The following is a 25,776-nucleotide window of genomic DNA, read 5'->3' as shown; positions in this document are numbered from 1 at the left end:
GTCCCGCGGAGCGGAACGCCTCGAAGCATAGCCGGTATCGGTTGGAATGCCGATCATTTGGCAGAAGCGCTCTGGTCCGACATGTTGACCACCTGCACCCGGCGATTGACGCCGCTATCGGGGTGCGCCGGATCTTTCAGCCGGCTCTCGCCGTAACCGACGGTGACGAGGTCGGCGCCCGCAATGTCGTACTTTTCGACCAGTACCCGCTTGATGGTATCGGCGCGGCGTTCCGACAGCTCCTGATTGAAGCCTTCGCCACCGACGCTGTCGGTATGGCCGGCGACCACGAAGGTCGCTCCTTTGAGATCGGGACTGGACAGCGCCTTGCCGAGCGCTTCGACTGCCGGTGCCGCCTGACGGCTGATATTGGCGGAGTTGTATTCGAAGGTGATTTCGAGATCGATATTCGGCTTGTCCTTGGTGATCTCGGCGATCTGGGTCCGTTCAGCGGACGACAGTGACCGGGTCGGCCGGTTGCGCAGGCCATCGACGAACTTGGCCTGAATTGGGTCGGCGGCCGTGGCGGCCGGCTGAGCGGCCGACAGGCTGCGGGTCAGCGGCTTGTTCGGTGTCAGCGCCCGCACGATCTGGTCGGATGTGACCTCACCGGCCGATGCGGCGACGAACGGGAGGACTGCGCTGAGGCCGAGGATGAGGGCGCCGAGCACGGCGCGGTGTTGGGCTGCGGGCATCCAGGTCATCGTTCGTTCTCCTGCGATTGGGCGACCGCTTTGCTGGCGAAGGATCGGCATCGCCTCGTCGTTCTGATCGTCGCGCCATCGCGGCGGCAGGTTCAACGCGGCGCGACGTGACCGTCACGCCTATTGCACGCCGTAGCCGGCGAACTCTTTGCCGATGTTCGGATCGAGCTTTCTGGCGGTGGTCAGGTCGATCTCGCCCTCGGAGGCCAGCCCGATCCGTTTGCGCGCCAGTCCGCGGCCGTACAGCGACGAAGTCAGCCGCGGATTGATCTCGAGCGCGGCGTCGAAGTCGGTGATCGCCGCCTTGTCGCGGCCGCTCTTCAGGTGCAGCAGACCGCGGCTGTCGAGCGCATCGACGAAATTGGGGCGGAGCTGTAGCGCCTGGTCGCAGTCAGGCAGCGCGGACTCCAGCTCGCCGATGACGGTGCGAACCCAGCAGCGATTGTTGTAGGCTTCGACGTCCTTGGCGTTCAGGCGGATCGCTTCGTCGAAGTCCTTGATCGCGGTCCGATATGCGCCCTTGCTGGCATAGACCTGACCGCGCCGGTAATACGCATTGCCGTCGGACGGCTTGTCCGCAATCTGAGCGCTCAGCGATTTCACCGTGGGATCGCCGGCGAGCGCCAGCGCCAGTCTGTCGTCGTCGCGGCCACCCGCCGGCTTCGCTGCCGCGGCCTCCGGTGGCTTGGTTTCGGGCGGCGCTGTCGCCGGTTTTGCGATCTCCGCAGGAGCGGCGGCGGCTGGTTTCGCCGGCCCGGCAGCAGCGATCGGCTTGTCCGCCTCGGCCCCGGGGACGAAGACGAAGTCCTCGGCCAGAGAGGATGAGATCCACGGTACCTGCTCGCCGCCCGAGGCACGGGTGACGGCGGTCCGGGTGCGATTGAGCGCCTCCTCGGCGGATATGCCGGGTGCGCGGATCTCGCCGCGCAAAGCATCGGCGAATGGGCTGCGCGCGCGCGTATTATCTGTGACGACGGCGCTCAATGCGGCGGCGTACATCACCAGCGAGCCGTTCGGCGCGATCACCGGTGCGAGGCCGGCGGAGAAACTGCGAAAGCGTCGCTCGAACGGATTGCGGCGCGAAGCGTCGATCAGGGCAATCTTGACCGATGCGCCACGACTGTTCAGCTCATTGAGAACGGTCTCGAGCGCGATGCCGTCTCGCCGGACGTCAGGCTCGGTCCAGATCTGCGCATCGACCGGGATCAGGTAGCTCTGCCGTCCCGACTGGATGCCGAAACCGCTGAAGAACACCAGCGCGGCTGCGCCTGGTTTGGTCCGCTGATACAGCCGGTCGAACGCGCGGCGCATCGCATCGCCGCTCAGGTCCTCGCCGAGCTCTGCATCGAAGCCGGCGCGCTTCAGGTCGTCGGCGAGTTCGCGGGCATCGCTGACCGCCTGACTGAGCGGCTTGTCGGCATCGGGATATTTACTGTTGCCGATCACCAGCGCGACCCGTGGCGCCGACCTATCTGCGGCATGGGAATGCGGCGCCGCGACGATCGCGGCGAGCACGAGCACGAGCAAGCCGAGACGGACCTTCATGCGATGCCGGACCTGCAGAGGCGGGGCCCTGGAGCTGGGCCGATCAACTCAGACTTTGTGCACCGCATCTCACCCCGCCGTCGTCGTACCTGTCAATCGCCGCCCGCTGCGGCGCCTATCGTGGTAGCATTCCCGAGTTTCCGGCTCGCGACTCGGCGCCGAACGACCGACTACCCGATGGAAGCCGGCGCCTTCGCCGGTGCCGTCTCGGAATGGTCGTGGCTGGCCTGGATCAGGTTCAGATGTCGCTCGATCTTGCCGAGGGCGGCGGCCAGTTGCTCCCGCTCCCGCTCCGTCAGGCAGGACAGGATCTCCTGTTCCTTGCGCTTCAGCCGCGGCACCAGCTCGTGATATAGATTGCGACCCTTCTTGGTGAGCCGCAGCCGAAACTCGCGGCGATCGTCCTCGTTCTCGACCCGTTCGATCAGTTCGCGCTCGAGCAGGCCGGTCACTGCCCGGCTGATGGTCGATTTGTGCGTGCGTGTGCACTGCGCAATGAACTGCGCCGTGCAGGCGTCGTTGCGGAAGCCGAGCGTGGCGAGAATGCGCCAGCCCGGAATATCCAGCCCGTAGCGCTGCTGATACTCCTCCGACAGAGCGGCGCTGACTTCCGCGGCCAGCCGGTTGAGCTGGAACGGCACGAACGAGAACAAATCGAGCTTCGGCAAAAATTTCTCCAGGGCCGGGTTGCGCGGCGCGACGATCGCGGCTTAGATAGTTGCAAATGAAACTATCACGCAGGAGGACGCCTTGACCAGCGCTTTGCACGGGACGGGTCGGCAGGGCTGAGGCCGATGGCCCATCAGGAGCATTTTCAGTTCGGCTATCGCCGGCACGCGGATCAGGATCGTCAGGAACCCGCGCGCCATCCGGTCGTGGTGGTCGGCGCCGGTCCGGTCGGGCTGTCGCTGGCGATCGATCTGGCGCAGCGGGGCCAAAACGTCGTGCTGCTCGACGATGCCGATCGGATCGGCGAAGGCTCGCGCGCGATCTGCTTCTCCAAGCGCGCGCTTGAAGTCTGGGACCGGCTCGGCGTCGGCACGCAGATGGTCGAGAAGGGCGTCGTCTGGCAGGTCGGCAAGATCTTTCGCCGCGACGAGATGGTGTACCGCTTCGACCTGCTGCCGGAGACCGGCCACAAGATGCCGGCCTTCATCAATCTGCAGCAATACTACGCCGAGGCGTTCCTGGTCGGCCGGGTGCAGCAACTGCCGGGAATCGACCTGCGCTGGCGCAACAAGGTGACGGCGCTCGCCCAGCACAACGATCATGCCGAGCTGACGATCGAGACACCGGATGGGCCGTATCGGCTGGCGGCCGACTATGTGGTCGCCTGCGACGGCGCCCGCTCGGCGCTGCGCGGCATGGTCGGCGCCGAGTTCGCCGGCGAGGTGTTCGAGGATCAGTTCCTGATCGCCGACGTGAAGATGACGGCGGAGTTTCCGACCGAGCGCTGGTTCTGGTTCGATCCGCCGTTCCACTCCGGCCAGTCGGCATTGCTGCATCGCCAGCCCGACGATGTCTGGCGGATCGACCTGCAGATCGGCCCCGAGGCCGATGCCGCGGTCGAGCGGCAGCCGGAGCGGGTGCGGCCGCGGATCGAGCGGATGCTCGGCCATGGCGATTTCAGCTTCGAGTGGATCTCGATCTACAAGTTCCAGTGTCGGCGGATGCAACGCTTTCTGCACGAGCGGGTGATCTTCGCCGGCGATTCGGCGCATCAGGTATCGCCGTTCGGCGCGCGCGGCGCCAATTCGGGTCTGGAGGACGGCGAGAACCTCGCCTGGAAGCTCGATCTGGTGCTGCGCGGGCAGGCAACGGCGAGCCTGCTCGACAGCTACGATATCGAGCGCAGCCAGGCCGCCGACGACAACATCCGTCACTCCACCCGCTCGACCGATTTCATCGCGCCGCATTCGAAGCAGGAACGCCGGCTGCGCGACGCGGTGCTGGCGCTGGCGCACGATGTCGAGTTCGCCAAGCGGATGGTCAATGCCGGCCGGCTGTCGACGCCGTCGGTGTACGATAGCCCCCTGTCCACGCCGGATGTCGATGGCTGGGCCGCCGGTCCACGCCCAGGCGCCGCGCTGATCGATGCGCCGCTATGTTCCGCCGAAGGTGAGCCGCTGTTTCTCACCGATGCGTTCACACAGGCGGGCCGTAATTTCGTGCTGCTCGAAAGCGCCAATGGCGTGCGCGCGCCGCTGCCCGACGGAGTCGCAAGTCTGCGCATCGGCGACGACGCGCCGCTGCGCGACCAGCAGGGCGCCTTCGCGCAGCGCTACGATGCGGCGCCGGGCTCGGCCTATCTGCTGCGCCCCGACGGCTACGTCGCCGCGCGCTTCCGGCACCCGACGACAGATGCAATCGATGCGGCGCTGGCGCGGGCGTGCGGGAGGGCTGCGCCATGAGTGCCGTGCTGTCGACCAAAAGCAATTTCGCCGATCCCGATGCTGCCTACCGGCTGATCGTCGAGACGCATCGCGGGCTCAGCGACGAACAGAGCGCGGCGCTCGACGCGGCGCTGGTGCTGATCCTCGCCAACCACATCGGCGACCTCGACCTGCTGCGCGAAGCGACGGCGCTGGCGAAGCGGAGCGTGGTGGAGGGGCAACGGGAGTGACCGGCGTCAACGAAACCGCGCGGCGCAAGCACATCGTCCCAAGGTTCGTCATTCCGGTGCGCGCCGCGAGGCGCGAACCCGGAATCTCGAAGTGATGGTGCGAAGCGGCGGTCGCAGAACAGCTCGGGATTCCGGGTTCGCTCGCTGCGCGAGCGCCCCGGAATGACCAACTAAAAACAGAGTAAGGAATACACATGGCCAAAGGCTTCGCCTCCACCACCGACCTCGCCGAGAAGAAGGTGACGTTTTCCGAGATCGGTCCCGATCTGTACGCATTCACGGCGGAGGGTGATCCGAATTCGGCGGTGATCGTCGGCGACGATGGCTGTCTGGTGTTCGACGCGCAGGCGACGCCGGCGATGGCCGGCAAGGTGATCGAGCGCGTCCGCAGCGTCACCGACAAGCCGATCAAATACGTGGTGCTGTCGCACTATCATGCGGTGCGCGTGCTCGGCGCGTCGGCCTATCAGGCGCAAGGCATCATCGCGTCGCAGGAGACCTACCGACTGATCGAGGAGCGCGGCCAGCAGGATTGGGATTCGGAATACGGCCGGTTTCCGCGGCTGTTCCAGGATGCCGAGAGCATTCCGGGGCTGACCTGGCCGACGCTGGCGTTCGACGGCGAGATGTCGGTTTTCCTAGGCAAGCGTGAGGTGCGGCTGATGCAGCTCGGCGCCGGCCACACCTCGGGTGACATCGTCGCCTGGGTGCCGGACGCGCAGGTGATGTTCACCGGAGACCTCGTCGAGTATCACTCGGCCTGCTATTGCGGCGACGCGTATTTGCGCGAATGGCCGGCGACGCTGAATGAGATCCGCGAGTTCAATCCGAAGGCGATCGCGCCCGGGCGCGGCGACGCGCTGAAGGGGCTGGAGACCACGCGCGAGGCGATCGCGATGACGCGCGATTTCGTCGGCACGCTGTACGGCGCTGCCGAGGTCTCGGTCGCCAAGGGCCGCAGCCTGAAGGAGACCTGGGACGCCACCCGCGAGGTGATGGACCCGAAGTTCGCGTCCTTCGCGATCTACGAGCACTGCCTGCCGTTCAACGTGTCGCGGGCGTTCGACGAAGCCTCGGGCATCGATGATCCGGTGATCTGGACCGCCGAGCGCGATCGCGAAATGTGGGCCGCCCTGCAGGGCGGTTAGTCCGAACCGCGAGCGCGGCTTCGGCCGCGTCCCTCGCCAACCGATCGGAGGACGACCATGAACATCAATGCCGCGCCGCAGATCATCGGCAACTCCTCGCAAGGCATCACGCCCGGCTACATGTCCGGCTTCGGCAATTCGTTCGAGACCGAGGCGCTGCCCGGCGCGCTGCCGGTGGGGCGCAACTCGCCGCAGCGCTGCGCCTATGGTCTCTACGCTGAGCAGTTGTCCGGTTCGCCCTTCACCGCGCCGCGCGGCGCCAACGAGCGATCGTGGCTGTATCGCATCCGTCCCTCGGTGAAGCACTCCGGCCAGTTCGCCAAGGCCGAGATGGGCCTGTGGCGCTCGGCGCCGTGCTTCGAGCACGACCTGCCGATCGCGCAACTGCGCTGGGATCCGCCGCCGATGCCGCAGGACAAGCTGACCTTCCTGCAGGGCGTGCGCACCATGACCACCGCCGGCGACGTCAACACCCAGGCCGGGATGGCGACGCATCTCTATCTGATCACCGAGTCGATGGTCGATCAGCATTTCTACAATGCCGACGGCGAGATGATGTTCGTGCCGCAGCAGGGCAGCCTACGCCTCGTCACCGAGTTCGGAATCATCAGCATCGAGCCGGCCGAGATCGCGGTGATCCCGCGCGGCGTCAAATTCCGGGTCGAGCTGGTCGACGGCCCGGCGCGCGGCTATCTATGCGAGAACTACGGCGGCGCCTTCACGCTGCCGGAGCGCGGCCCGATCGGCGCCAACTGCCTCGCCAATTCGCGCGACTTTCTCACCCCGGTCGCCGCTTACGAGGACAAAGACACGCCGACCGAGCTGTATGTGAAATGGGGCGGCGCGCTGTACGTGACGCAGCTTGCGCATTCGCCGATCGACGTCGTCGCCTGGCACGGCAATTACGCGCCGTACAAATACGATCTGCGGACCTATTCGCCGGTCGGCGCGATCGGCTTCGATCATCCCGATCCGTCGATCTTCACGGTGCTGACCTCGCCGTCCGAGACGCCCGGCACCGCCAATATCGACTTCGTGATCTTCCCCGAGCGCTGGATGGTGGCCGAGAACACCTTCCGGCCGCCGTGGTATCATATGAACATCATGTCGGAGTTCATGGGGCTGATCTACGGCGTGTATGACGCCAAGCCGCAGGGCTTCGTGCCCGGCGGCGCATCGCTGCACAACATGATGCTGCCGCACGGGCCTGACCGCGAGGCGTTCGATCATGCCAGCAACGGCGAGCTGAAGCCGGTGAAGCTGACCGGCACGATGGCGTTCATGTTCGAGACCCGCTATCCGCAGCGCGTCACCGAATATGCGGCGAACTCGGGCCTGCTGCAGGACGACTACGCCGACTGCTGGAACGGCCTCGAAAAGCGCTTTGATCCGAACCGGCCATGACCAAAGCTCAGGATCACGACGCTGCGGTGCTGTACGGCTATTTCCGTTCCTCCGCGGCCTATCGGGTCAGAATCGCGCTGAACCTGAAGAACATCATCGTGGCGCAGCGCTACGTGCATCTGCGCGACGGCGAGCAGAACCTCGAGGCCTATCGGTGGATCAATCCGGCCGGCCTGGTGCCGTACTGGAGCGAGGGCGAGTTCAACCTCGGCCAATCGCTGGCGATCATCGAATATCTCGACGAGACTCATCCCGAGCCGCCGCTGCTGCCGAAAGATCCGAAGGCTCGCGCCATCGTCCGCGAGATCGCCTATGCGGTGGCTTGCGATATCCATCCAATCGGTAACCTCCGAATCCTGAAACGGCTGAGCGAACTCGGCGTCGACGAGATCGACCGCGCCCGTTGGTCGAAAGAATGGATCGAACAAGGTTTTGCGGCGATCGAGGCGCGGCTGGCGCAGACGCCGGGGCCGTTCGCCTACGGCGACCGGCCGACGCTCGCGGACATCTGCATCGTGCCGCAGGTGTTCAACGCCCGCCGCTTCGACGCCGACCTCGCCCCGTTCGAACGCATCCGCCAGATCGAAGCCGAAGCAATGAAGATCGACGCTTTCGTCGCCGCGGAGCCGGGCCGTCAGCCGGATGCGGAGTAGTATCTTCGTCATTGCGAGGAGCGGAGCGACGAAGCAATCCAGCTGTTTTGGTACGACCCATCAACCTGTCATGCCCGGGCTCGTCCCGGGCATCCACGTCTTGCTGCATAGATCGCGAGGAAGGCGTGGATGGCCGGGACAAGCCCGGCCATGACGAAGTTCGAGTACGACGGCATCGAAGCTAACGAAATCCAGGACCCTTAATGCACCCCAACGACCCGCGCCTGCGCTCCTTCATTGAGGTGAAGGCTGACTCCGACTTCCCGATCCAGAACCTGCCTTACGGCGTGTTCTCGACCGCAGATCATCCATCGCCCCGGGTTGGTGTCGCGATCGGTGAGCTCGTGCTCGATCTTTCAGCATTGCAGGCTGCGAAGCTGCTCGATCTGCCGGAAGGCGTGTTCGCGCAAGGCTCGATCAATGCCTTCATGGCGCTCGGGCCGAACGTCTGGCGCAGCACGCGGGCGCGGATCAGCGCGCTGCTGCGGCACGACAATCCCGAGCTGCGCGACAACGCGGAGTTGCGCGCCAGGGCGCTGCTGCCGATGCGCCGGGTGAAGCTGCATCTGCCGCTCCGCGTCGAAGGCTTCACCGATTTCTACTCGTCGAAGGAACACGCCACCAATGTCGGCACCATGTTCCGTGACAAGACCAATCCGCTGCTGCCGAACTGGCTGCATATCCCGATCGGTTACAACGGCCGGGCCTCGACTGTCGTGGTCAGCGGCACCAAGATCCACCGCCCCCGCGGCCAGCTCAAGCCGCCGTCGGCGGAGCTGCCGAGCTTCGGACCTTGCAAGCGGCTGGATTTCGAACTCGAGATCGGCGTGGTGGTCGGGCAGTCCTCGGTGATGGGCTCGATGCTCACCGAAGCGCAGGCTGAAGACATGATCTTCGGCTTCACGCTGCTCAACGACTGGAGCGCGCGCGACATCCAGCAATGGGAGTACGTGCCGCTCGGGCCGTTCCAGGCCAAGGCGTTCGCGACCTCGATCAGCCCGTGGATCGTCACCCGCGAGGCGCTGGAGCCGTTTCGCGTGACCGGGCCGGTGCAGGACCCGGCGCCGCTGCCGTATTTGCAGCAGAAGGGCGTCAACAATTACGACATGGCGCTGGAAGTCGCCTTGCGGACGCCAGCGATGCAGCAGCCGGCGCGGATCAGCGCCACCAATTTCAAATACATGTACTGGTCGTCGGTGCAGCAGCTCGTGCACCACGCCTCGAGCGGCTGCGCGATGAGCGTCGGTGATCTGCTCGGCTCCGGCACGGTGTCGGGCCCGCAGAAGGATCAGCTCGGCAGTCTGCTGGAATTGAGCTGGAACGGGACGGAGCCGCTGCAATTGCCCAGCGGCGAGAGCCGCAGCTTCCTCGAAGACGGCGACAGCCTGGTGATGCGCGGCTGGTGCCAAGGCGACGGCTACCGCGTCGGCTTCGGCGAAGTCGAGGGCACGGTGCTGGCGGCGAGCGAGTAGTTCCTTGCACCGTCATTCCGGGGCGCGAGCGTAGCTCGCGAACCCGGAATCCCGAGGTGCTCTGAACTGCTGGATTCCGGGTTCGCTCGCTGCGCGAGCGCCCCGGAATGACGTGACGACTTGTTAATTCCCGCCCCAGGCCTTCACCACCTCGCCGATCTGCGAATGCACCGGCGGGCGGGCGGCCGAGGGGGTGCGGGAGAAGCGGGGGGCGGGGGCCGGCTGGGTGTGGCCCTCGTGATTGATGAACACCTCGCGCGCCACCATGTGCGGATGCTTGGTGGCTTCGGACATCGTCAGCACCGGGGCGAAACAGACGTCGGTGCCTTCCATCAGCTTGCACCATTCGTCGCGGCTCTTGGTCTTGAACACCGCGGCGAGCTTCTGCTTCAGCGCCGGCCATTGCTTGATGTCCATCTGGGCGTCGTAGTCGGCGTCGGTCAGCCCGGCGATCTGGCGCAGCAGAGCGTAGAACTGCGGCTCGATCGAGCCGATCGAGATGAACTGGCCGTCGGCGCATGCATAGGTGCCGTAGAAGTGCGCGCCGCCATCGAGCATGTTGCTCTCGCGGCCTTCCTTCCAGCGGCCCGCCGCGGTCATGTCGAAGAACATCGTGATCAGCGAGGCGGCGCCGTCGCACATCGCGGCATCGACCACCTGGCCCTTGCCGGACTTGGAGGCTTCGAGCAACGCGGCGAGGATGCCGACCACCAGATACAGCGAACCGCCGCCGAAATCGCCGACCAGATTGAGCGGCGGGACCGGCTTGTCGGCCGGGCCGATCGCTGCGAGCGCGCCGGTGATCGAGATGTAGTTGATGTCGTGGCCGGCGGCCTGCGCCAGCGGGCCGGTCTGGCCCCAGCCGGTCATCCGCGCATAGACCAGCTTCGGATTGCGCGCCATCACCACGTCGGGGCCGAGGCCGAGGCGCTCCATCACGCCGGGGCGATAGCCTTCGATCAGCGCGTCAGCGCCGTCGAGCAAATTCAGCACCTCGGCGACCGAGGCCTTGTCCTTCAGGTCGACGGTGACGACGGTGCGGCCACGCGCGGCGGCGCCCTGCGGCTTCTGGCCGGCGCGCACCAGCGTGATCACCTCGGCGCCCATGTCGGCGAGCAGCATCGAGCCGAACGGGCCGGGCCCGATGCCGGCGAATTCGACGATGCGGGTACCGGAGAGCGGGCCGCTGACGTTGGCTTTCGTGGTTGGCTTGGGGGAGGCGGTCACTGTGTCTTGCACCTTGGGTGTCCATTGTTGTTGTCCGCGCGCGGCGCGGAGCGGTTGTTGTCAGGATCAATCATCATGCCCGGTGTGCTCCGGGCAAGTGACTTTTCGTCCCAGCGCCGCATGCCGCCATGCTGCGGCACCGCACAAAAACAAAGCGGCGCGCCACCGGCGCGCCGCCTGCCGTGGAGTGGAATTACTCAGCCTGCGGCCTGGACCGCGCGCTGCGCCATCACCTTGATCAGGTTGGCGCGGTAGTCCGAGGTGCCGTGGATGTCCTCGATCAGGCCATCGTCGGATACCTTGATGCCGTCCAGCGCCGACGCCGACCAATTCGCCTTCAATGCGTCTTCGATCACCGGCACCCGCATCACACCGTCCTGCGAGGCGCCGGTGGCGGCGGCGCGGATCTCGCCGCTCTTCAGCTTGGCGACGAACACGCCGGTCAGCGCGAAGCGCGATGCCGGATTGCGCATCTTGGCGTAGCCGGCCTTCTCCGGCACCGGGAACGAGATCGCGGTGATCATCTCGTTGTCGTCGAGCGCGGTCATGAACAGTCCCTTGAAAAACTGATCGGCCGGGATTTCGCGCTTGTTGGTCTTCACCGTCGCGTTCAGCGCCAGGATCGCGGCCGGATAGTCCGCCGCCGGATCGTTGGTGGCGACCGATCCGCCGATCGTGCCGCGATAGCGCACCGCCGGATCGCCCAGCACCGAGGTGAGATGCGCGATCGCCGGGATCATGCGCTTCACGTCGGCATTGTGCATGATGTCGTAATAGGTGGTCGCCGCCTTGATGGTCAGCGTTTCGCAGCTGGCCTCGATCCCGATCAGCGCCGGGATCTTGGCGATGTCGACGAGATCGCCCGGCGCTGCGAGCCGCTGCTTCATCACCGGCAGCAGCGTGTGGCCGCCGGCCAGGAATTTGGCGTCGCTGCCCTTGGCGATCAGCGCCACGGCTTCGTCGACCGAGGAGGCGCGGTGATAGTTGGTGGAATACATGGGTATCTCCTGTCAGAGATCGATTGTTTGTCTGTCCAACAAGCTCTCCGCCATTGCGAGAAGCGAAGCCTCTGGATTGCTTCGCGGAGCCTGTGCCCGGACCGCGCGACGCGCGGATCCGGGTGCTCGCAATGACGGTCTTATTCGGCCGCCTGTTGCAGTTGCATCGCGTGCCACACCCGGTCCGGCGTCGCCGGCATTTCCAGCCGGTTGTTGCCGATCGCGTCGGTGATGGCGTTGATCACCGCTGCCGAAGCACCGATCGCGCCGGCCTCGCCGCAGCCCTTGACGCCGAGCGGATTGCCCGGACACAGCGTCGTGGTGTGCGAGATCTGGAACGATGGCACGTCGTCGGCGCGCGGCATCGCGTAGTCCATGAACGACGCGGTCACGAGCTGACCGCTGTCGTCGTAGATCGCGTTTTCCAGGATCGCCTGGCCGATGCCCTGCACCAGGCCGCCATGCACCTGGCCCTCGACGATCATCGGATTGATCAGCCGGCCGAAGTCGTCGACCGCGACGAAGTTGACGAACGAAGTCTTGCCGGTGCCCGGATCGACCTCGACTTCGCAGATGTACGAGCCGGCCGGGAAGGTAAAGTTGGTCGGATCGTAGAACGCGCTTTCCTTCAGGCCGGGCTCCATGCCGTCCGGCAAATTGTGCGCCGTATAGGCGGCGAGCGCGACCATCGGCAGCGCGATTGCCTTGTCGGTGCCGGTGACTTTGAATTCGCCGTTCTCGATGACGATGTCGTTCTCGCTCGCTTCGAGCTGATGCGCCGCGATCTTCTTGGCCTTGGCTTCGACCTTCTCCATCGCCTTGAAGATCGCCGACATGCCGACCGCCGCCGAGCGCGACCCGTAGGTGCCCATGCCGAACTGCACCTTGTCGGTGTCGCCGTGCACGATCGACACATGGTTGATCGGGATGCCGAGACGGTCGGCGACCAATTGGGCGAAGGTGGTCTCGTGGCCCTGGCCGTGGCTGTGCGAGCCGGTCAGGATCTCGATGGTGCCGACCGGGTTGACGCGCACTTCAGCAGATTCCCAAAGGCCGACGCCGGCGCCGAGCGAGCCGACCGCCTTGGACGGCGCGATGCCGCAGGCCTCGATGTAGCAGGACAGGCCGATGCCGCGCAGCTTGCCTTCGCTCTTGGCCTTGGCCTTGCGGCTTGCGAAGCCGGCGTAGTCGATCGCCTTCAGCGCGGCGTCGAGCGACGCGTTGAAGTCGCCGGTGTCGTAGGCCATGATCACCGGGGTCTGATGCGGGAACTGGGTGATGAAGTTCTTGCGCCGCAGTTCGGCCGGATCGACCTTGAGCTGCCGCGCCGCGGTCTCGACCAGTCGCTCCAGCAGATAGCAGGCCTCGGGCCGCCCGGCGCCGCGATAGGCGTCGACCGGCGTGGTGTTGGTGTAGACGCCCACCACCTCGGTGTAGATCGCCGGGATGTTGTACTGGCCGCTCAGCAGCGTCGCGTACAGATAGGTCGGCACCGACGACGAGAACAGCGACATATAGGCGCCGAAATTGGCGTAGGTCTTGACCCGCAGCCCGAGCATCTTGTTGTCGGCGTCGAACGCCATCTCGGCTTTCGACAGATGATCGCGGCCGTGCGCGTCGGTGACGAAGGCTTCGTTGCGGTCACCGGTCCACTTCACCGGGCGGCCGGTTTTCTTCGAGGCCCACAGCGCCACCATCTCTTCCGGATAGATGAAGATCTTGGAGCCGAAGCCGCCGCCGACATCGGGCGCCACCACCCGCAGCTTGTGCTCGGGGGCGATGTTGTAGAACGCCGACAGCACCAAGCGCGCGACATGCGGGTTTTGCGAGGTGGTGTAGAGCGTGAAGTGCTCTTCGGCCGGATTGTATTCGGCGACCGCCGCGCGCGGCTCCATCGCGTTCGGCACCAGCCGGTTGTTGGTGAGCTCGATCGAGACGACGTTGGCGGCCTTGCTGAACGCCTCGTCGGTTGCCTTCTGATCGCCGATCTCCCAGTCGTACACGATGTTGCCGGGCGCTTCGGGGTGAAGCTGCGCCGCACCATCCGCAATCGCCGCCTTGATGTTGGCGACCGCGGGCAGCTCTTCGTAGTGCACCACTACGGCCTCGGCGGCGTCGCGGGCGAGGTTCTTGCTCTCGGCGATCACCACCGCGACCGCCTGGCCGACAAAGCGCACTGTCTCCGGCGCCATCGCCGGCCACGCGCCCATCTTCATCGCCGAGCCATCCTTGGAGTGGATCGCCCAGCCGCAGATCAGGTTGCCGACCTTGTCGTCGACGATCTGCTGGCCGGTGAGCACGTCGATCACGCCCGGCATCGCCTTGGCTGCGTCGAGCTCGATGCCGGTGATCTTGGCGTGCGCGTGCGGGCTGCGCACGAAATGCGCGTAGGTCATGCCCTGCAGCTTGATGTCGTCGACATAGCGGCCGCGGCCGGTGATGAAGCGGCGGTCTTCCTTGCGCGCGACGCGCGCGCCGATACCCTCGATGCCCATGTGCAATTCTCTCCCTTCGACTGCTTCAGCCGCGCGGATTCGGAACGTCGCGGCTCGCAGCCATCATTCAGCAGCCATCATTTAGACGTGTGGTCGGCGACGAAACGGCGGGCGGGCAGGCGGCCTATTCGGCGGCCTGCGCCACATTCATGCGGGAGGCGGCGTCGAGCACCGACTTGACGATGTTATGATAGCCGGTGCACCGGCAGATGTTGCCTTCGAGTTCGTGGCGCACGATCTCTTCGTCGAGGTTGCCGCCGTAGCGGTGCACGATGTCGATCGCCGACATGATCATGCCGGGCGTGCAGTAGCCGCACTGTAGACCGTGATTGTCGCGGAACGCCGCCTGCATCGGATGCAGTTCGTCGCCCTTGGAGATGCCTTCGATCGTGGTGATGTTGGCGCCGTCGACCTGGCCGACCAGCGTCGTGCACGACTTCACCGCACGGCCGTCGATATGCACCACGCAGCAGCCGCATTGGCTGGTATCGCAGCCGACATGGGTTCCGGTCAGGCCGAGGTGATCGCGCAGCAGATGCACGAGGAGCGTTCGATCCTCGACGTCCGCCGTCACGAGTTTTCCGTTGACGGTCAGTGAGACTTTGGACACGCGTCAGTCCTCCCGATGAATTTTTAATTGTTCCAATTAGAAGCGCGGCAGCCGGACTTTGCAACTGGGATTTTCGAGGCTTGGATGGCCGCGACTGTCAATCGTTGATGACGGTTTGGTGACCGACTGAACTAAGCAGTCTGCCGCGGGGGCTGGAATGCCCTGGCAATGCGGCTCTCTCCTAAATCGAAAGCAGTTTCCGATCGGCAGGTGTTACGTTGCGGCGCAGCAGCGAGGATCCGGAACTTGCGTCGGCGCTGGTGGGGATTCAGCCCGACGCCGCTCTTCAGCGTCCAAGGTCGGGCCTTGATCGCCACGTGCAGAAGCGCACGACCTTCATGCGGCGCGATTTCAACATGAAACGGGGGCTGAGCTTCGTTCGCCGGCGCCAGCAACCACGCCTGTTGCGAGCCTTGTCGCTGCCGGCCGAAGGCAATCGATTTAGAAATGTGGCGCTGGCCTGCGGCCATGCCAGTCCGAGTGCCGTTTCGGCGATTTACCGGCGCATCTTCGGAAGATCACCAACTGAGTACTTCGGGCCTGTTGGACTAAAGTCGGCACTTCGAATTCCGCTCCCCGGTTTACGCAGCTTTAGACAATGCCGCGTAGTTTTCGAGTACCCGGTTCGGTTCCGGGATTGGCGCTTGGACGGGGTACATCAAGTGAACATGACGACTGCCGCCGCAGCGCGGGCCAAATCCGCGGCGCTGCCGGCTTTGCGTTTTCGCGGCAAGGTCACGCTCGGCTTTGCAGTGGTGCTCGGCATCACGGCGATCAGCATGGGGCTGGCTTACCTCGGGTTTGAGCAAGTTTCGGACGGCGTGGTCGCCTACCGCGACGGGGTTCGGCAGTCGGATCTCGCCCGTAATATCGACCGCGAGATGGTCGGCTACGAGGCGCGGGCGCGCTATTACGTGCTCACCGGCAAGGACGAGGACGCCAAGGCTGCGCTCGCGGCTGAAACTCGGCTTAAAGGTGCGATTGCCGAATCCCTGCAGGGCGCCACCAAGCCGGCGCAGCGCGAGGCGCTGACCCGGCTGTCGGGCGAATTCTCGACCTTCACCAACCTGTTCGCCGATATCGTGGCGCTGAAAACCAACAGCGCCCTGGTGATTCAGAACGGGTTGACCCGCGGCGGCCTCAACCTGCGCTACAAGTTCGACGATCTGGTGAGCACGGCCAGCGACCGCGAGGATTCGAGCGCCGAACTCGGCGCGAAGCGCGCCTCCGAGCAGTATGCTGCCGCGATGACGTTGGCGAACACCTTCGCGCTCAATTCCAGCGTTCCTGTCGCCGACAACGCCCTGGCGCGTCTCAAATTCGTCGAGAACTCGCTGAACATCGTCAAGTCCGGCGACGCCGAGATCTCGGCTGCGGTGAAGGAAATCTTCACCATGCTGGAGGCGTACCGGCAGGCGTTGATCAAGCTCTCGGACAACGTCAAGGCGATCGACGCCAAGGTCACGACCATGATCGGTGCTGCGGCGGCGATCGTCCGCGATTCCGAAGCGATCAAGGCCGACCTGCTGTCCGATCAGCAGCGGCTGGAGCGCGAATCCGACGCCACCGTCACCGCCACCGAACGGATGGTGGCGGCGCTGGGAATCGGCGGCTTCCTGCTCGGCGCGGTGCTGGCGGGGTTGCTCGGCCGCGGCATCTCGCGCCCGATGCTGGCGATGTGCGCCGCGATGCGCAGGCTGGCCGGCGGCGATTTCAACGTGGTCCTGCCGGGACTCGGCCGCCGCGACGAAATCGGCGAGATGGCGGCTGCGGTCGAAGAGTTCAAGGTTCAGGCGGCCCGCAAGGCCGAGCAGGACGCGATTGCCCGCGAGGCCGAGGCGGCCGCCGGCCGCGAGGCGAGGCGCGCCGAACTGATCGGCTTTGCCAGCGAGTTCGAGACCGCTGTCGGCGCCATCGTGGCGCACGTCTCGGATGCTGCGGCGCAGCTCGAAAGCGCCGCTGCGACGCTCACTCGCACCGCAGAGACCACGCAGGGGCTGTCGGGACAGGTTGCCGGCGACTCGCAGCAGGCGTCGTCGGGGATGCAGGCGGTCGCCTCCGCCACCGAGGAACTGTCCGCCTCGGTCGGCGAGATCGGCCGCCGGGTCGGGCAGTCGAGCGAGATCGCCGAAGCCGCAGTCGAACAGGCTCACGAGACCGACGGCCGGATCGGCAAGCTGACCCAGGCGGCGCAGCAGATCGGCGAGGTGATGCAGCTCATCACCACGATCGCCGAGCAGACCAACCTGCTGGCGCTCAATGCCACTATCGAGGCGGCGCGGGCCGGGGAGGCCGGTCGTGGCTTCGCGGTGGTGGCCGCCGAGGTGAAATCGCTGGCGACCCAGACCGCGAAGGCGACCGACGAGATTTCGTCTCAGGTCGCCGAGATGCAGGAAGCGACCCGCGATTCGGTGACCTCGATCCAGAAGATCGGCAGCACGATTTCGGAGATTTCGACGATCTCGGCCTCGATCGCGAGCGCCGTCACTCAGCAGGAGGCCGCGACGCGGGAGATCGCTGCCAGCGTGCAGAGCGTCGCCCAGGGAACTCACCGGGTCGCGGGCAACATCGCCGAGGTCAATCGCGGTGCGGCCGAGACCGGCGCCGCCTCGGCGCAGGTGCTGCAATCGGCCCGCAGCCTGTCGGCCGAGAGCGCGCGGCTTCGTACCGAGCTCGATCGTTTCATGGCGAACATCCGCGCCGCCTGAGCGTGCACCGCCGCATTTCGCGGCGGCGGTCGAACGGAACCACGATGTCCGGCCGCGGGGTTGGCACGCCAGGTGGAACCGATCGGGGTCCCGGCCCGTTAGGCTCACTTAATTCGGTCCGTCTGTTGTCGATGGATCGCCACGATCGGCGCCGGCTGCGTGACAGCGCAACCGGAGTGGGAGTCCCATGGCCGACAGCGTCAGTGCCGAAACGTCCGAACCGCCGCGGTCCCGGATCATGGTGGACCGGGATGGCGGCGCGCGAGTGATCGAAACCGATATCCCGGCAAGACTCGACGGGCTGCTGTGGAGCGGGTTCCACACGCGGGTCGTCACAGCGCTCGGAATCACCTGGATTCTGGATGGTCTCGAAGTCACCCTTGCCGGCGCTTTGGCGGGGGCGCTGAAGGACAGTCCGACCCTGCGGTTTTCCAATCTCGACGTCGGCCTCGCCAACAGCGCCTATCTGGCGGGCGCCGTGATCGGGGCGCTCGGGTTTGGTTGGCTGACCGATCGGATCGGCCGCAAGAAACTGTTCTTCATCACCCTTTCGCTGTACCTCACCGCCACTGCGGCGACCGCGCTGTCCTGGGATCTCGCCAGCTACGCGCTGTTCCGATTCCTTACCGGCGCCGGGATCGGCGGTGAATACACCGCGATCAATTCGGCGATCCAGGAGCTGGTGCCGGCGCGCTATCGCGGCTGGACCGATCTGGTGATCAACGGCAGTTTCTGGATCGGTGCGGCACTCGGAGCGGTCGGGGCGATCGTTCTGCTCGATCCGTCGGTGATCGACCCCGATTCCGGTTGGCGCCTGGCCTATCTGACCGGTGCGATCCTCGGTCTGGTGGTGTTCGCGATGCGCTGGTGGATTCCTGAGAGCCCGCGCTGGCTGATGATCCACGGACGGCCCGAGCGAGCCGAAGCGATCGTCGCTGAAATCGAGCGAAGCGCGCGCCATGCCGCCGACCGCCCGCAGCTACTGCCGAAGATCCGGCTGCGCATGCGCAGTCACACCCCTTTGCTGGAGGTGGCGCGGACGCTGCTGGCGACCTATCGACGGCGCTCGCTGGTCGGGCTGGCGCTGATGGTCGCGCAGGCGTTCTTCTACAACGCGATCTTCTTCACCTACGCGCTGATCCTGACCGACTTCTTCGGTATCCCCGCCAATCATGTCGGCTGGTACATCCTGCCGTTCGCGGCCGGCAACTTCCTCGGGCCGCTGCTGCTCGGGCGGCTGTTCGATACGCTCGGCCGCCGCACCATGATCTGCTTCACCTACGGTGTGTCGGCGATCCTGCTGGCGCTGTCCGGCTATCTGTTCTCGATCGGCGCGCTCAGCGCGCAGACCCAGACGATCGCCTGGATGGTGATCTTCTTCTTCGCCTCGCCCGCCGCGAGCGCCGCTTATCTCACCGTCAGCGAGACGTTTCCGCTCGAGGTGCGGGCGCTGGCGATCGCGATCTTCTATGCGATCGGCACCGGCATCGGCGGTGTGGCGGGCCCGGTGCTGTTCGGCGCGCTGATCGATACGGGGTCGCGTGGCAGCGTGTTCGCGGGTTATCTATTCGGATCGTTCCTGATGCTGGCCGCTGCGGTGATCGGCTGGCGGTACGCCGTCGCGGCCGAACGTCGGTCGCTGGAACACGTCGCGCGGCCGCTGGCCGCAACAGAGGATCATCGATGACCACCAAGCTTGTTCAACCCTCATCGCAAACCATCGCTTCGTCGGTTCCGGTGCCTAAAGCGCTGGTGCCGCATCTCGATCAGTGCGCGCTGCTGCTCGACATCGATGGTACGCTGCTGGACCTCGCGCCGACACCGCGCGAAGTCTGGGTGCCGCCGGAACTGGAGCAGACTCTGAAAGACCTTCTGATCAGGACCTCCGGCGCGCTCGCCCTGGTCAGCGGCCGGTCGATCAACGACATCGACCTGATCTTCGCGCCGCTGCGGCTGCCGGCGGTCGGCGGTCATGGCGCCGAGATGCGGCTGGCGGGCAGCGGCGAAGCGGTGGCCACCCATGCGCCGCCGCTCGATCCCGAGCTCAAGAGCCGGCTGGCGGCGATCGCCCGCATCAGCCCCGGTATTCTGCTGGAGGATAAGGGTTACTCGCTGGCGCTGCACTATCGTCTGGCACGGCACACTGAGAAGGCGATCTACGAATCGGTTGCGGCGATCCGCGCCGAACATCCCGATGCGCCGTTGGAAGTCCTTCCCGGCAAATCAGTCTGCGAGATCAAGCATGCCGGCTTCACCAAGGCGACCGGCGTTCTGGAGCTGATGAAGCACACGCCGTTCCGGGGACGGCGCCCGATCTTCCTCGGCGACGACGTCACCGACGAGACGGTATTTGCAATCATGCCGGATCTCGACGGGCTGGCGTTTTCGGTGGGGCGGCACAGCGAACTCACCGCCGGCCACTTCGACGAGCCGCGTGATGTTCGCAACTGGCTTGCCGGGCTGCTTGCGCCACCGCTTAGTTGAGTACGGTTCCGGACGAAAAACCCAACGAAACGCCTTGTTCCCGGAAAAGTTCCGAAGTTGCCATGGAACGATCACGATGAATGGATGTTAATCTCCGCAGCGTCGAACAGACGCACCAGACAATGGGGAGTCGGAGGGAGACGTGAACCTGATCGTGGTTTCGAACCGAGTTGCCCGGGCGTCGGGGAACGAGCCGATGACGGGCGGATTGGCGGCAGCGCTGCTGCCGGTGGTGGAAAAATCCGGGGCGATATGGGTCGGGTCGAGCGGCCGGGTTCGTGACGGTGTCCATCGCGAACCTTTTGCCGAGATCGAGCCGCTCGGCGCCGGCGCGCTCGCGATGCTCGATCTGCCCGCCGCACATTACGGCGGTTACTACGAGGGCTTCGCCAACTCCGCGTTGTGGCCTGCGCTGCATTCCCGCCCGGATCTGATCCGGGTCTCGCACGACGATTATCGCTCCTATCGCGAAGTCAACGCGTTCATGGCGCGGGCGCTGCTGCGCTTTCGCAAGCCGGACGCCGCCTTCTGGATCCAGGACTATCACTTCCTGGCGCTCGGCGCCGAGCTTCGCCGGCTCGGCGTCGATCATCCCCTCGGGTTCTTCCTGCATACCCCGTGGCCGTCGCGCGCCACCATCGGCTGCGTGCCGCATCACCGCGAACTGATCGAGGCGATGCTGGCCTACGACCTGATCGGATTCCAGACCGAAGAGGATCGTGGTAATTTTCTCGGCTACGTCGCCTCCGAACTCGGCCTGAAGGTCGCCGATGGGGTGGTCTCGACCGGGCATGGAGCGACCCGCTGCGAGGTGTTCGCGATCAGTATCGACGCCGGCGCATTCGCCCAGCAGGCCCAGAAGGCGATGACCCATCCGGAAGTGTCGCGCCTGCGCAAGAGTCTCAATGGCGAGAAGCTGGTGATCGGCGTCGATCGGCTCGACTATTCGAAGGGACTGATCAATCGGGTCAAGGCGTTCGACAAGATGTTGTCGGACCGGCCCGCATTGCTGCGGACGGTGTCGCTGTTGCAGATCGCGACGCCGTCGCGCGGGACCATCGAGGCTTACGGCAATCTGCAGGGCGATCTCGCCAAGCTGGTCAGCGACGTCAACGGCCGGCTCGGCGAGGTCGACTGGACCCCGATCCGCTATCTCAACAAGGGCTATCGCCAGAGCGTGCTGGCCGGGCTGTACCGGTCGGCGCAGGTCGGGCTGGTCACGCCGCTGCAGGACGGCATGAATCTGGTGGCGAAGGAATACGTCGCGGCGCAGAATCCTGTCGACCCGGGCGTACTGGTGCTGTCGAAGTTCGCCGGCGCCGCCAACGAGCTGGACACCGCCCTGCAGGTCAATCCGCACGACATCGACGGCATGTCGCGGGTGATCGCCGCCGCGCTGGCGATGCCGCTGACCGAGCGGCGGCTGCGCTGGGAGGCGATGATGGCCAGGCTGCGCGACAACAGCATCCAGCGCTGGTTCGGCGATTTCGTCGCGGCGCTGGAGCGGGCTCATGCCGGCAATCGCAGTGTCGGTCCGGTCCAGCTTGCCCCCCCGGCGCAGCCATCGACCATCATGCTGGCCGGCGGCTGGTCGCGCCGGTCACCCCGGGCTGCAGGCGGCGCGGTGCTTCAGTAAGGCGCCGGACTTCGGACGGCCGGGCTGCCGATCGGCCGTCGGCGGCCGGTCAGGCCCGGCGGTCGCCCGCCAGAAGCCGAATCCGGGAGGAATTTCCCCAGCGGGCGGCGCAATCGCTTGCCAAATCCGCTCGACGCGGTCATGAGAGGGCTACCCGGAGAGGTGGCCGAGTGGTTGAAGGCGCACGCCTGGAACGCGTGTGTGCGGGAAACCGTACCGTGGGTTCGAATCCCACTCTCTCCGCCAGACCTGACCGAAATGTCGCGGTCGGTATTTCGGTGCGTTCCAAGAACAGCAAAATCGACGCGAAACGGCTTCACCGAAGTCGCTGCACCGAACCTCGGGTCGATCTCATCGCCGAGCTTTGTTCTTGATCGACCTATGGCAAGCCGCCCGGCCGCAATGCCGGCAATGGAAACGGTGCCGGACGCGCGGCCGCCTCAGCGCTGGAGAGGACGGCGGATGAATGGGCCGAGCCCATATTGGCTCCACCTGGCCTGGGCGCTAATCGCTGCGCTGAAGAGACCGGCGACTGAGCCGCGTGCCGAAACGTCGAGCGAACAGGCGGCGCGGGTTCGCTCTGCAAGGCGGACGAAGGTGTCCGAGGGAAAGTATCCATCCGTCGCCGCCGGCACCACCCAGCCCTCGTCGTAGCTCGCCATCAACTGACTCATCTCGGCAGTTTCTTCGCACAACACCAATTCCAACTGTGCGAACCCGCCCGAGTCGGCGGCGAATGCCGACGCGAGCGACTGGAGCGCGGCACAGGCGCTGCCCTGTGGCGCGTCGCGGTGCGCGGAAATCACCACGATGACTGGCTGCCGGCGCGGCTCAGGGCTCTTCATGATCAGTGCGGGCTCCGGCGCCCGCGGCCGGCCGAACCGGTGAGCGATCCGCGGATAGCGCCCCGCGCAGATCACGGTATCGTCGAAGACAGGCGGCACTCTGAGCGTAGCGGCACGTATCGTCGGATCGGCTTCGCAGTAGCTTTGCGGCAGCGATGCCGTCTCCAGCGGGGTCTGCGCGGTGGTCAGGATCCAGGCCTGATCGAACACGAAGCTCTCGGGAAGATCGGGACAGGCAAGACTCAGCTTGCGCCATACCTGCAGCAGAGCGCGCGTCGCCTCGGTCGGGCGAAACACCATCACCCGTGGGTCCACGACGCCGTTCGCGCGCCGATGAAACGCCAAGTCGCAATCGAGCGCCTGCGCCAGAACCGGGTATCGCTTCACCGAGACGTCTGGCGCCAACCACAGCAGCGGCAGATCCCGCTCGTCGAGCTGGTCGATAATGAAATCGATCTTCCAGGTGCCGTAACCGACCTCTGCGCGCGGCAGCTCGGCGACCATTCCCGTCAGCCCGAACAGGTCGATTTCCGACCGCAGCCGCGCCAGCGTGTCATCGGGTTGCGTCCCGGCCAGGCAGCAGGACGCCAGCACGATGCCATCGGGTCGGTAGATGCCGGTCTGCGGTGCGAGCGATCTGCGACCGCCCCACCAGAATTGATGCGGCGAGGCGGCTCCGTCGGTCCCGATCACGCCGTGCGCTTTGAGCCTCGCCTTGAGCGGGTCGAATGCAGGGCTGGCGCCCGTGGGAATAACGACGACCGACGTCTCGTCCAGTGAGTCGACCAGCGTTTCGGCGCGAAGCGCGTCGATCGGCTCCGGCACGATCACCAGTGTGCCCGGCGCCACGGTCGTGGTGGCCTTGTCCCAAAAGACCGTCCCGGTGCAGCGCTCCGCGAGCTGCCGGAGGCGCGCACGCTGTGCTTCACCCAGACGCGGCATCGCGGAGTAGGAAGGCAACTCATTCACAAGGATCATCGCCGAGTCTTTCAGACTATGTCGACAATGGTACGGCCGAACGCTCGATTTCGGGCGGCGATGTTGTGGAGCGAGCCGTCGTTCGACGACGATCACTTCGATTCGTTGCTGAGTTTGTCTGTCGTATTTCTGGTCGTTACCACATCTGCGTTGAACGCAACCCGCGCTCGCGGCGTCACGACATAATGCATGACTGGTCCTTTCTCTTAACTATCGATCGGTGCATCTGCGATAGCGTCGACCACGTCGAATCGGAAAGTACTCCCGAGTGCCGCGCGAGACAGTGATCGCAACGATGAGAACGATCTGGAGCGACCGGTCCGGTCGCAGACGCGGACGGTGGATGACGTTCGATGGATTTCAGTGGTGGTTCCGTCACCGCTCGTTCGTCGTCGCCACGGTCGACGTTTCAGGTTACGCCAACGCTCCTGCGCGGCACCTTGGAGTCGGCAAATATTGCCGCCGACCCGGCAAAATATTCCGCCTAAGTCATTGGTCAATCGATGAAATTCGTCCGCCTGGTTTCGCCCGCGAGCCCGTTTCAATCTTCGACGCCGTCATAAGCTCGGCACAACGGGTCGGGAGATAGGAATGGCCTATGCGCTCGATATCAGCATTCCGGTCGAGGTCGCACAGCAGATGACCTCGCCTGCGATCGACATGCCGATCACCGGCGCGCGCCCGCGCGACGAAGACGACGAACTGCTCGATAGGCTCGCGAACGACGACGAGGGCGCGTTTCGCCGTCTCGTCGAGCGCCACATCGATCGAGCTTTCAGCGTTGCGCTGCGGATTCTGGGCAATCGCGACGATGCCGAGGACGTCGTGCAGGACACCATGCTGAAAGTCTGGACGCGGCGCGGACAGTGGGAGCACGGCCGCGCCAAGTTCTCCACCTGGCTTTATCGCGTGGTTACCAATCGCTGCATCGACCTGCATCGCCAGCCGCGCACCGACAATGTCGAAGCCGTGCCAGAGCCCGCCGACACCCAGCCCGACGCGGTCTCGACGATCCAGCGCGACGAGGTCACCATCCTGCTGGAACGCGCGATGCAGCAGCTCCCCGAGCAGCAGCGCATCGCGGTGATTCTTTCGTACCACGAGAACATGAGCAATCGCGAGATCGCCGACGTGATGGAGACCACGGTGTCCGCGGTGGAGTCCCTGCTCAAGCGCGGCCGACAGCAACTACGCGATCTGCTGCGCCGGAACGAACGCGACATTCGGCACATCTTCACCGATTACTAACCATACTTCGTCCGCCGTCATCGCCGTCCGCCTGATCGGCGGGGGCCGTCCGTTGTACGCAGCGGACGAGGGGCGCCCCGCGTCCGGGAGTGTCCCCGACAGGCGGCAGGCGCCGCCGCATCATCCGAAGGAGCGAGCAGATGCCCGTCATCTCCACCAACACAGCCGCCAACACCGCGGTGCGTTTCCTCAACGTCAACTCCGCACAGGAGTCGAGCTCGCTGGCAAAGCTGTCGAGCGGCTCGCGGATCAACAAGGCTTCCGACGACGCCGCAGGCCTCGCAATCTCGACCCGAATCTCTTCCGACATCACCACGCTGCAGCAGGCCGCCACCAACGCCTCGCAGGCCACCTCGATCCTGCAGACCGCCGACGGCGGCGCCTCCAACATCAGCGACATCCTGGCGCGCATGAAATCGCTGGCGACCCAGGCGTCGTCCGGCAACGTCACCGATGACAGCCGCGGCTACATCCAGTCGGAATTCTCGCAGTTGATCTCGCAGATCGACAGCATCGCCAGCGGCACCCGCTACAGCGGGACCAGTCTGCTCAACGGTGACTTCACCACCACCTCGATCATGGTCGGCACCTCGACCACGGACACTATCTCGGTGTCGCTCAGCGACCTCACTTCGGCGACGCTCGGCGTCAACGCGCTGAGCGTGGCTACCCAGGCCGGCGCCACCACGGCGCTGACCGCGCTCGACGCCGCGATCGACACCGTGTCCTCGGCGCGGGCCTCGATCGGTGCGCTGGAGTCGCGCTTCAATTTTTCGTCGGACTCGATCTCGACCCAATCGGAGAACCTCGAAGCCGCCAATTCGGCGATCGCCGACGTCGACATCGCCTCCGAGCAGGCCAAGCTGGCTTCGGCCGAAGTCAAGGTCCAGGCTGCGGTCGCCGCCGAGTCCGCAGCCAACCAGATGCCGCAGTATCTGCTCAAGCTGCTCAACTGATCGCAGCTCCACGACCGAAAGCGGGCCGCCCGGTGCGGTCCG

Annotated in this window: 20 protein-coding genes and 1 tRNA gene; 13 read left to right on the top strand and 8 right to left on the bottom strand. The window is 65.5% G+C overall.

What is annotated here, in order from left to right; genetic code table 11:
• Nucleotides 1-53: 53 nt before the first annotated feature.
• From FLL57_RS18500 to FLL57_RS18490, 3 genes are all read right to left on the bottom strand, one after another.
• On the bottom strand, nucleotides 54-704 hold the full coding sequence (locus FLL57_RS18500) for an OmpA family protein (protein ID WP_013504488.1): 651 nt from the start codon (nucleotides 702-704) through the stop codon (nucleotides 54-56).
• Nucleotides 705-824: 120 nt separating this feature from the next.
• On the bottom strand, nucleotides 825-2,249 hold the full coding sequence (locus tag FLL57_RS18495; RefSeq protein WP_142883644.1) for a caspase family protein: 1,425 nt from the start codon (nucleotides 2,247-2,249) through the stop codon (nucleotides 825-827).
• 170 nt (nucleotides 2,250-2,419) lie between these two features.
• Nucleotides 2,420-2,917, bottom strand: a complete 498-nt coding sequence (locus tag FLL57_RS18490) for a MarR family winged helix-turn-helix transcriptional regulator (protein ID WP_142883643.1) — start codon at nucleotides 2,915-2,917, stop codon at nucleotides 2,420-2,422.
• A 126-nt stretch (nucleotides 2,918-3,043) separates the two neighbouring features.
• Between FLL57_RS18490 and FLL57_RS18485 the strand changes: the two genes are divergently transcribed.
• From FLL57_RS18485 to fahA, 6 genes are all read left to right on the top strand, one after another.
• A complete protein-coding gene (locus FLL57_RS18485; RefSeq protein ID WP_142883642.1) occupies nucleotides 3,044-4,660 on the top strand; it encodes an FAD-dependent oxidoreductase in 1,617 nt (538 codons plus the stop codon).
• Nucleotides 4,657-4,872 carry a DUF2783 domain-containing protein gene (locus FLL57_RS18480; protein WP_142883641.1) on the top strand — a complete coding sequence of 72 codons (216 nt, stop codon included), beginning with the start codon at nucleotides 4,657-4,659 and terminating at the stop codon, nucleotides 4,870-4,872. Before FLL57_RS18485 ends, FLL57_RS18480 begins: the two co-directional genes overlap by 4 nt.
• Nucleotides 4,873-5,066: 194 nt before the next feature.
• A complete protein-coding gene (locus FLL57_RS18475; protein WP_142883640.1) occupies nucleotides 5,067-6,020 on the top strand; it encodes an MBL fold metallo-hydrolase in 954 nt (317 codons plus the stop codon).
• A 57-nt stretch (nucleotides 6,021-6,077) separates the two neighbouring features.
• Nucleotides 6,078-7,424, top strand: coding sequence for a homogentisate 1,2-dioxygenase (gene hmgA, locus FLL57_RS18470; protein ID WP_142883639.1), 1,347 nt, complete (start codon nucleotides 6,078-6,080; stop codon nucleotides 7,422-7,424).
• A complete protein-coding gene (gene maiA, locus FLL57_RS18465) occupies nucleotides 7,421-8,077 on the top strand; it encodes a maleylacetoacetate isomerase (RefSeq protein WP_142883638.1) in 657 nt (218 codons plus the stop codon). The genes hmgA and maiA overlap by 4 nt, the downstream gene beginning before the upstream one ends.
• A 203-nt stretch (nucleotides 8,078-8,280) precedes the next feature.
• A complete protein-coding gene (gene fahA / locus FLL57_RS18460) occupies nucleotides 8,281-9,549 on the top strand; it encodes a fumarylacetoacetase (RefSeq protein WP_142883637.1) in 1,269 nt (422 codons plus the stop codon).
• A 123-nt stretch (nucleotides 9,550-9,672) separates the two neighbouring features.
• On the opposite strand, the gene FLL57_RS18455 is transcribed toward fahA, so the two are convergent.
• From FLL57_RS18455 to FLL57_RS18440, 4 genes are all read right to left on the bottom strand, one after another.
• Complete coding sequence (locus FLL57_RS18455; protein ID WP_142883636.1) at nucleotides 9,673-10,788, bottom strand: CaiB/BaiF CoA transferase family protein; 1,116 nt, start codon at nucleotides 10,786-10,788, stop codon at nucleotides 9,673-9,675.
• Between the two features lie 185 nt (nucleotides 10,789-10,973).
• On the bottom strand, nucleotides 10,974-11,774 hold the full coding sequence (locus FLL57_RS18450) for an FAD binding domain-containing protein (protein ID WP_142883635.1): 801 nt from the start codon (nucleotides 11,772-11,774) through the stop codon (nucleotides 10,974-10,976).
• A 140-nt stretch (nucleotides 11,775-11,914) separates the two neighbouring features.
• Nucleotides 11,915-14,269, bottom strand: a complete 2,355-nt coding sequence (locus tag FLL57_RS18445) for a xanthine dehydrogenase family protein molybdopterin-binding subunit (protein ID WP_142883634.1) — start codon at nucleotides 14,267-14,269, stop codon at nucleotides 11,915-11,917.
• 124 nt (nucleotides 14,270-14,393) lie between these two features.
• Nucleotides 14,394-14,879, bottom strand: a complete 486-nt coding sequence (locus FLL57_RS18440) for a (2Fe-2S)-binding protein (RefSeq protein ID WP_142883633.1) — start codon at nucleotides 14,877-14,879, stop codon at nucleotides 14,394-14,396.
• Between the two features lie 218 nt (nucleotides 14,880-15,097).
• Here FLL57_RS18440 and FLL57_RS18435 point away from each other — a divergent pair, with 218 nt between their 5' ends.
• The 5 genes from FLL57_RS18435 (at nucleotide 15,098) to FLL57_RS18415 (ending at nucleotide 21,953) form a co-directional block, all read left to right on the top strand.
• Entirely contained in the window at nucleotides 15,098-17,587 is a 2,490-nt protein-coding gene (locus tag FLL57_RS18435) for a methyl-accepting chemotaxis protein (RefSeq protein ID WP_142883632.1), read from the top strand.
• Nucleotides 17,588-17,774: 187 nt separating this feature from the next.
• Nucleotides 17,775-19,274 (top strand): MFS transporter, encoded by a 1,500-nt coding sequence (locus FLL57_RS18430; RefSeq protein ID WP_047308405.1) that lies wholly within the window; start codon nucleotides 17,775-17,777, stop codon nucleotides 19,272-19,274.
• Nucleotides 19,271-20,071 (top strand): trehalose-phosphatase, encoded by an 801-nt coding sequence (otsB, locus tag FLL57_RS18425; RefSeq protein ID WP_142883631.1) that lies wholly within the window; start codon nucleotides 19,271-19,273, stop codon nucleotides 20,069-20,071. The genes FLL57_RS18430 and otsB overlap by 4 nt, the downstream gene beginning before the upstream one ends.
• Nucleotides 20,072-20,213: 142 nt before the next feature.
• On the top strand, nucleotides 20,214-21,707 hold the full coding sequence (gene otsA, locus FLL57_RS18420) for an alpha,alpha-trehalose-phosphate synthase (UDP-forming) (RefSeq protein WP_047308403.1): 1,494 nt from the start codon (nucleotides 20,214-20,216) through the stop codon (nucleotides 21,705-21,707).
• A 156-nt stretch (nucleotides 21,708-21,863) separates the two neighbouring features.
• Nucleotides 21,864-21,953 (top strand) — tRNA-Ser (locus tag FLL57_RS18415).
• Between the two features lie 194 nt (nucleotides 21,954-22,147).
• Here the strand turns inward: FLL57_RS18415 and FLL57_RS18410 are convergent.
• Nucleotides 22,148-23,530 carry a hypothetical protein gene (locus tag FLL57_RS18410; RefSeq protein WP_047308388.1) on the bottom strand — a complete coding sequence of 461 codons (1,383 nt, stop codon included), beginning with the start codon at nucleotides 23,528-23,530 and terminating at the stop codon, nucleotides 22,148-22,150.
• 591 nt (nucleotides 23,531-24,121) lie between these two features.
• On the opposite strand from FLL57_RS18410, the gene FLL57_RS18405 reads away from it, so the two are divergent.
• A complete protein-coding gene (locus tag FLL57_RS18405) occupies nucleotides 24,122-24,778 on the top strand; it encodes an RNA polymerase sigma factor (protein ID WP_013504470.1) in 657 nt (218 codons plus the stop codon).
• 140 nt (nucleotides 24,779-24,918) lie between these two features.
• Nucleotides 24,919-25,734 (top strand): flagellin, encoded by an 816-nt coding sequence (locus tag FLL57_RS18400; protein ID WP_013504469.1) that lies wholly within the window; start codon nucleotides 24,919-24,921, stop codon nucleotides 25,732-25,734.
• Nucleotides 25,735-25,776: the final 42 nt, after the last annotated feature.

The sequence above is a fragment of the Rhodopseudomonas palustris genome, assembly GCF_007005445.1.
Classification (GTDB): Bacteria; Pseudomonadota; Alphaproteobacteria; order Rhizobiales; family Xanthobacteraceae; genus Rhodopseudomonas; species Rhodopseudomonas palustris_G.
Note: the sequence above shows the minus strand (reverse complement) of the source record. Positions and strands in the feature narration are given on the sequence as shown.

Coding starts and splice junctions, on each gene's coding strand:
- FLL57_RS18500 (WP_013504488.1), bottom strand. CDS start 704: ATGACCTGGATGCCCGCAGCCCAACACCGCGCCGTGCTCGGCGCCCTC.
- FLL57_RS18495 (WP_142883644.1), bottom strand. CDS start 2,249: ATGAAGGTCCGTCTCGGCTTGCTCGTGCTCGTGCTCGCCGCGATCGTC.
- FLL57_RS18485 (WP_142883642.1), top strand. CDS start 3,044: ATGGCCCATCAGGAGCATTTTCAGTTCGGCTATCGCCGGCACGCGGAT.
- FLL57_RS18480 (WP_142883641.1), top strand. CDS start 4,657: ATGAGTGCCGTGCTGTCGACCAAAAGCAATTTCGCCGATCCCGATGCT.
- FLL57_RS18475 (WP_142883640.1), top strand. CDS start 5,067: ATGGCCAAAGGCTTCGCCTCCACCACCGACCTCGCCGAGAAGAAGGTG.
- hmgA (WP_142883639.1), top strand. CDS start 6,078: ATGAACATCAATGCCGCGCCGCAGATCATCGGCAACTCCTCGCAAGGC.
- maiA (WP_142883638.1), top strand. CDS start 7,421: ATGACCAAAGCTCAGGATCACGACGCTGCGGTGCTGTACGGCTATTTC.
- fahA (WP_142883637.1), top strand. CDS start 8,281: ATGCACCCCAACGACCCGCGCCTGCGCTCCTTCATTGAGGTGAAGGCT.
- FLL57_RS18450 (WP_142883635.1), bottom strand. CDS start 11,774: ATGTATTCCACCAACTATCACCGCGCCTCCTCGGTCGACGAAGCCGTG.
- FLL57_RS18445 (WP_142883634.1), bottom strand. CDS start 14,269: ATGGGCATCGAGGGTATCGGCGCGCGCGTCGCGCGCAAGGAAGACCGC.
- FLL57_RS18430 (WP_047308405.1), top strand. CDS start 17,775: ATGGCCGACAGCGTCAGTGCCGAAACGTCCGAACCGCCGCGGTCCCGG.
- otsB (WP_142883631.1), top strand. CDS start 19,271: ATGACCACCAAGCTTGTTCAACCCTCATCGCAAACCATCGCTTCGTCG.
- FLL57_RS18410 (WP_047308388.1), bottom strand. CDS start 23,530: ATGATCCTTGTGAATGAGTTGCCTTCCTACTCCGCGATGCCGCGTCTG.
- FLL57_RS18405 (WP_013504470.1), top strand. CDS start 24,122: ATGGCCTATGCGCTCGATATCAGCATTCCGGTCGAGGTCGCACAGCAG.
- FLL57_RS18400 (WP_013504469.1), top strand. CDS start 24,919: ATGCCCGTCATCTCCACCAACACAGCCGCCAACACCGCGGTGCGTTTC.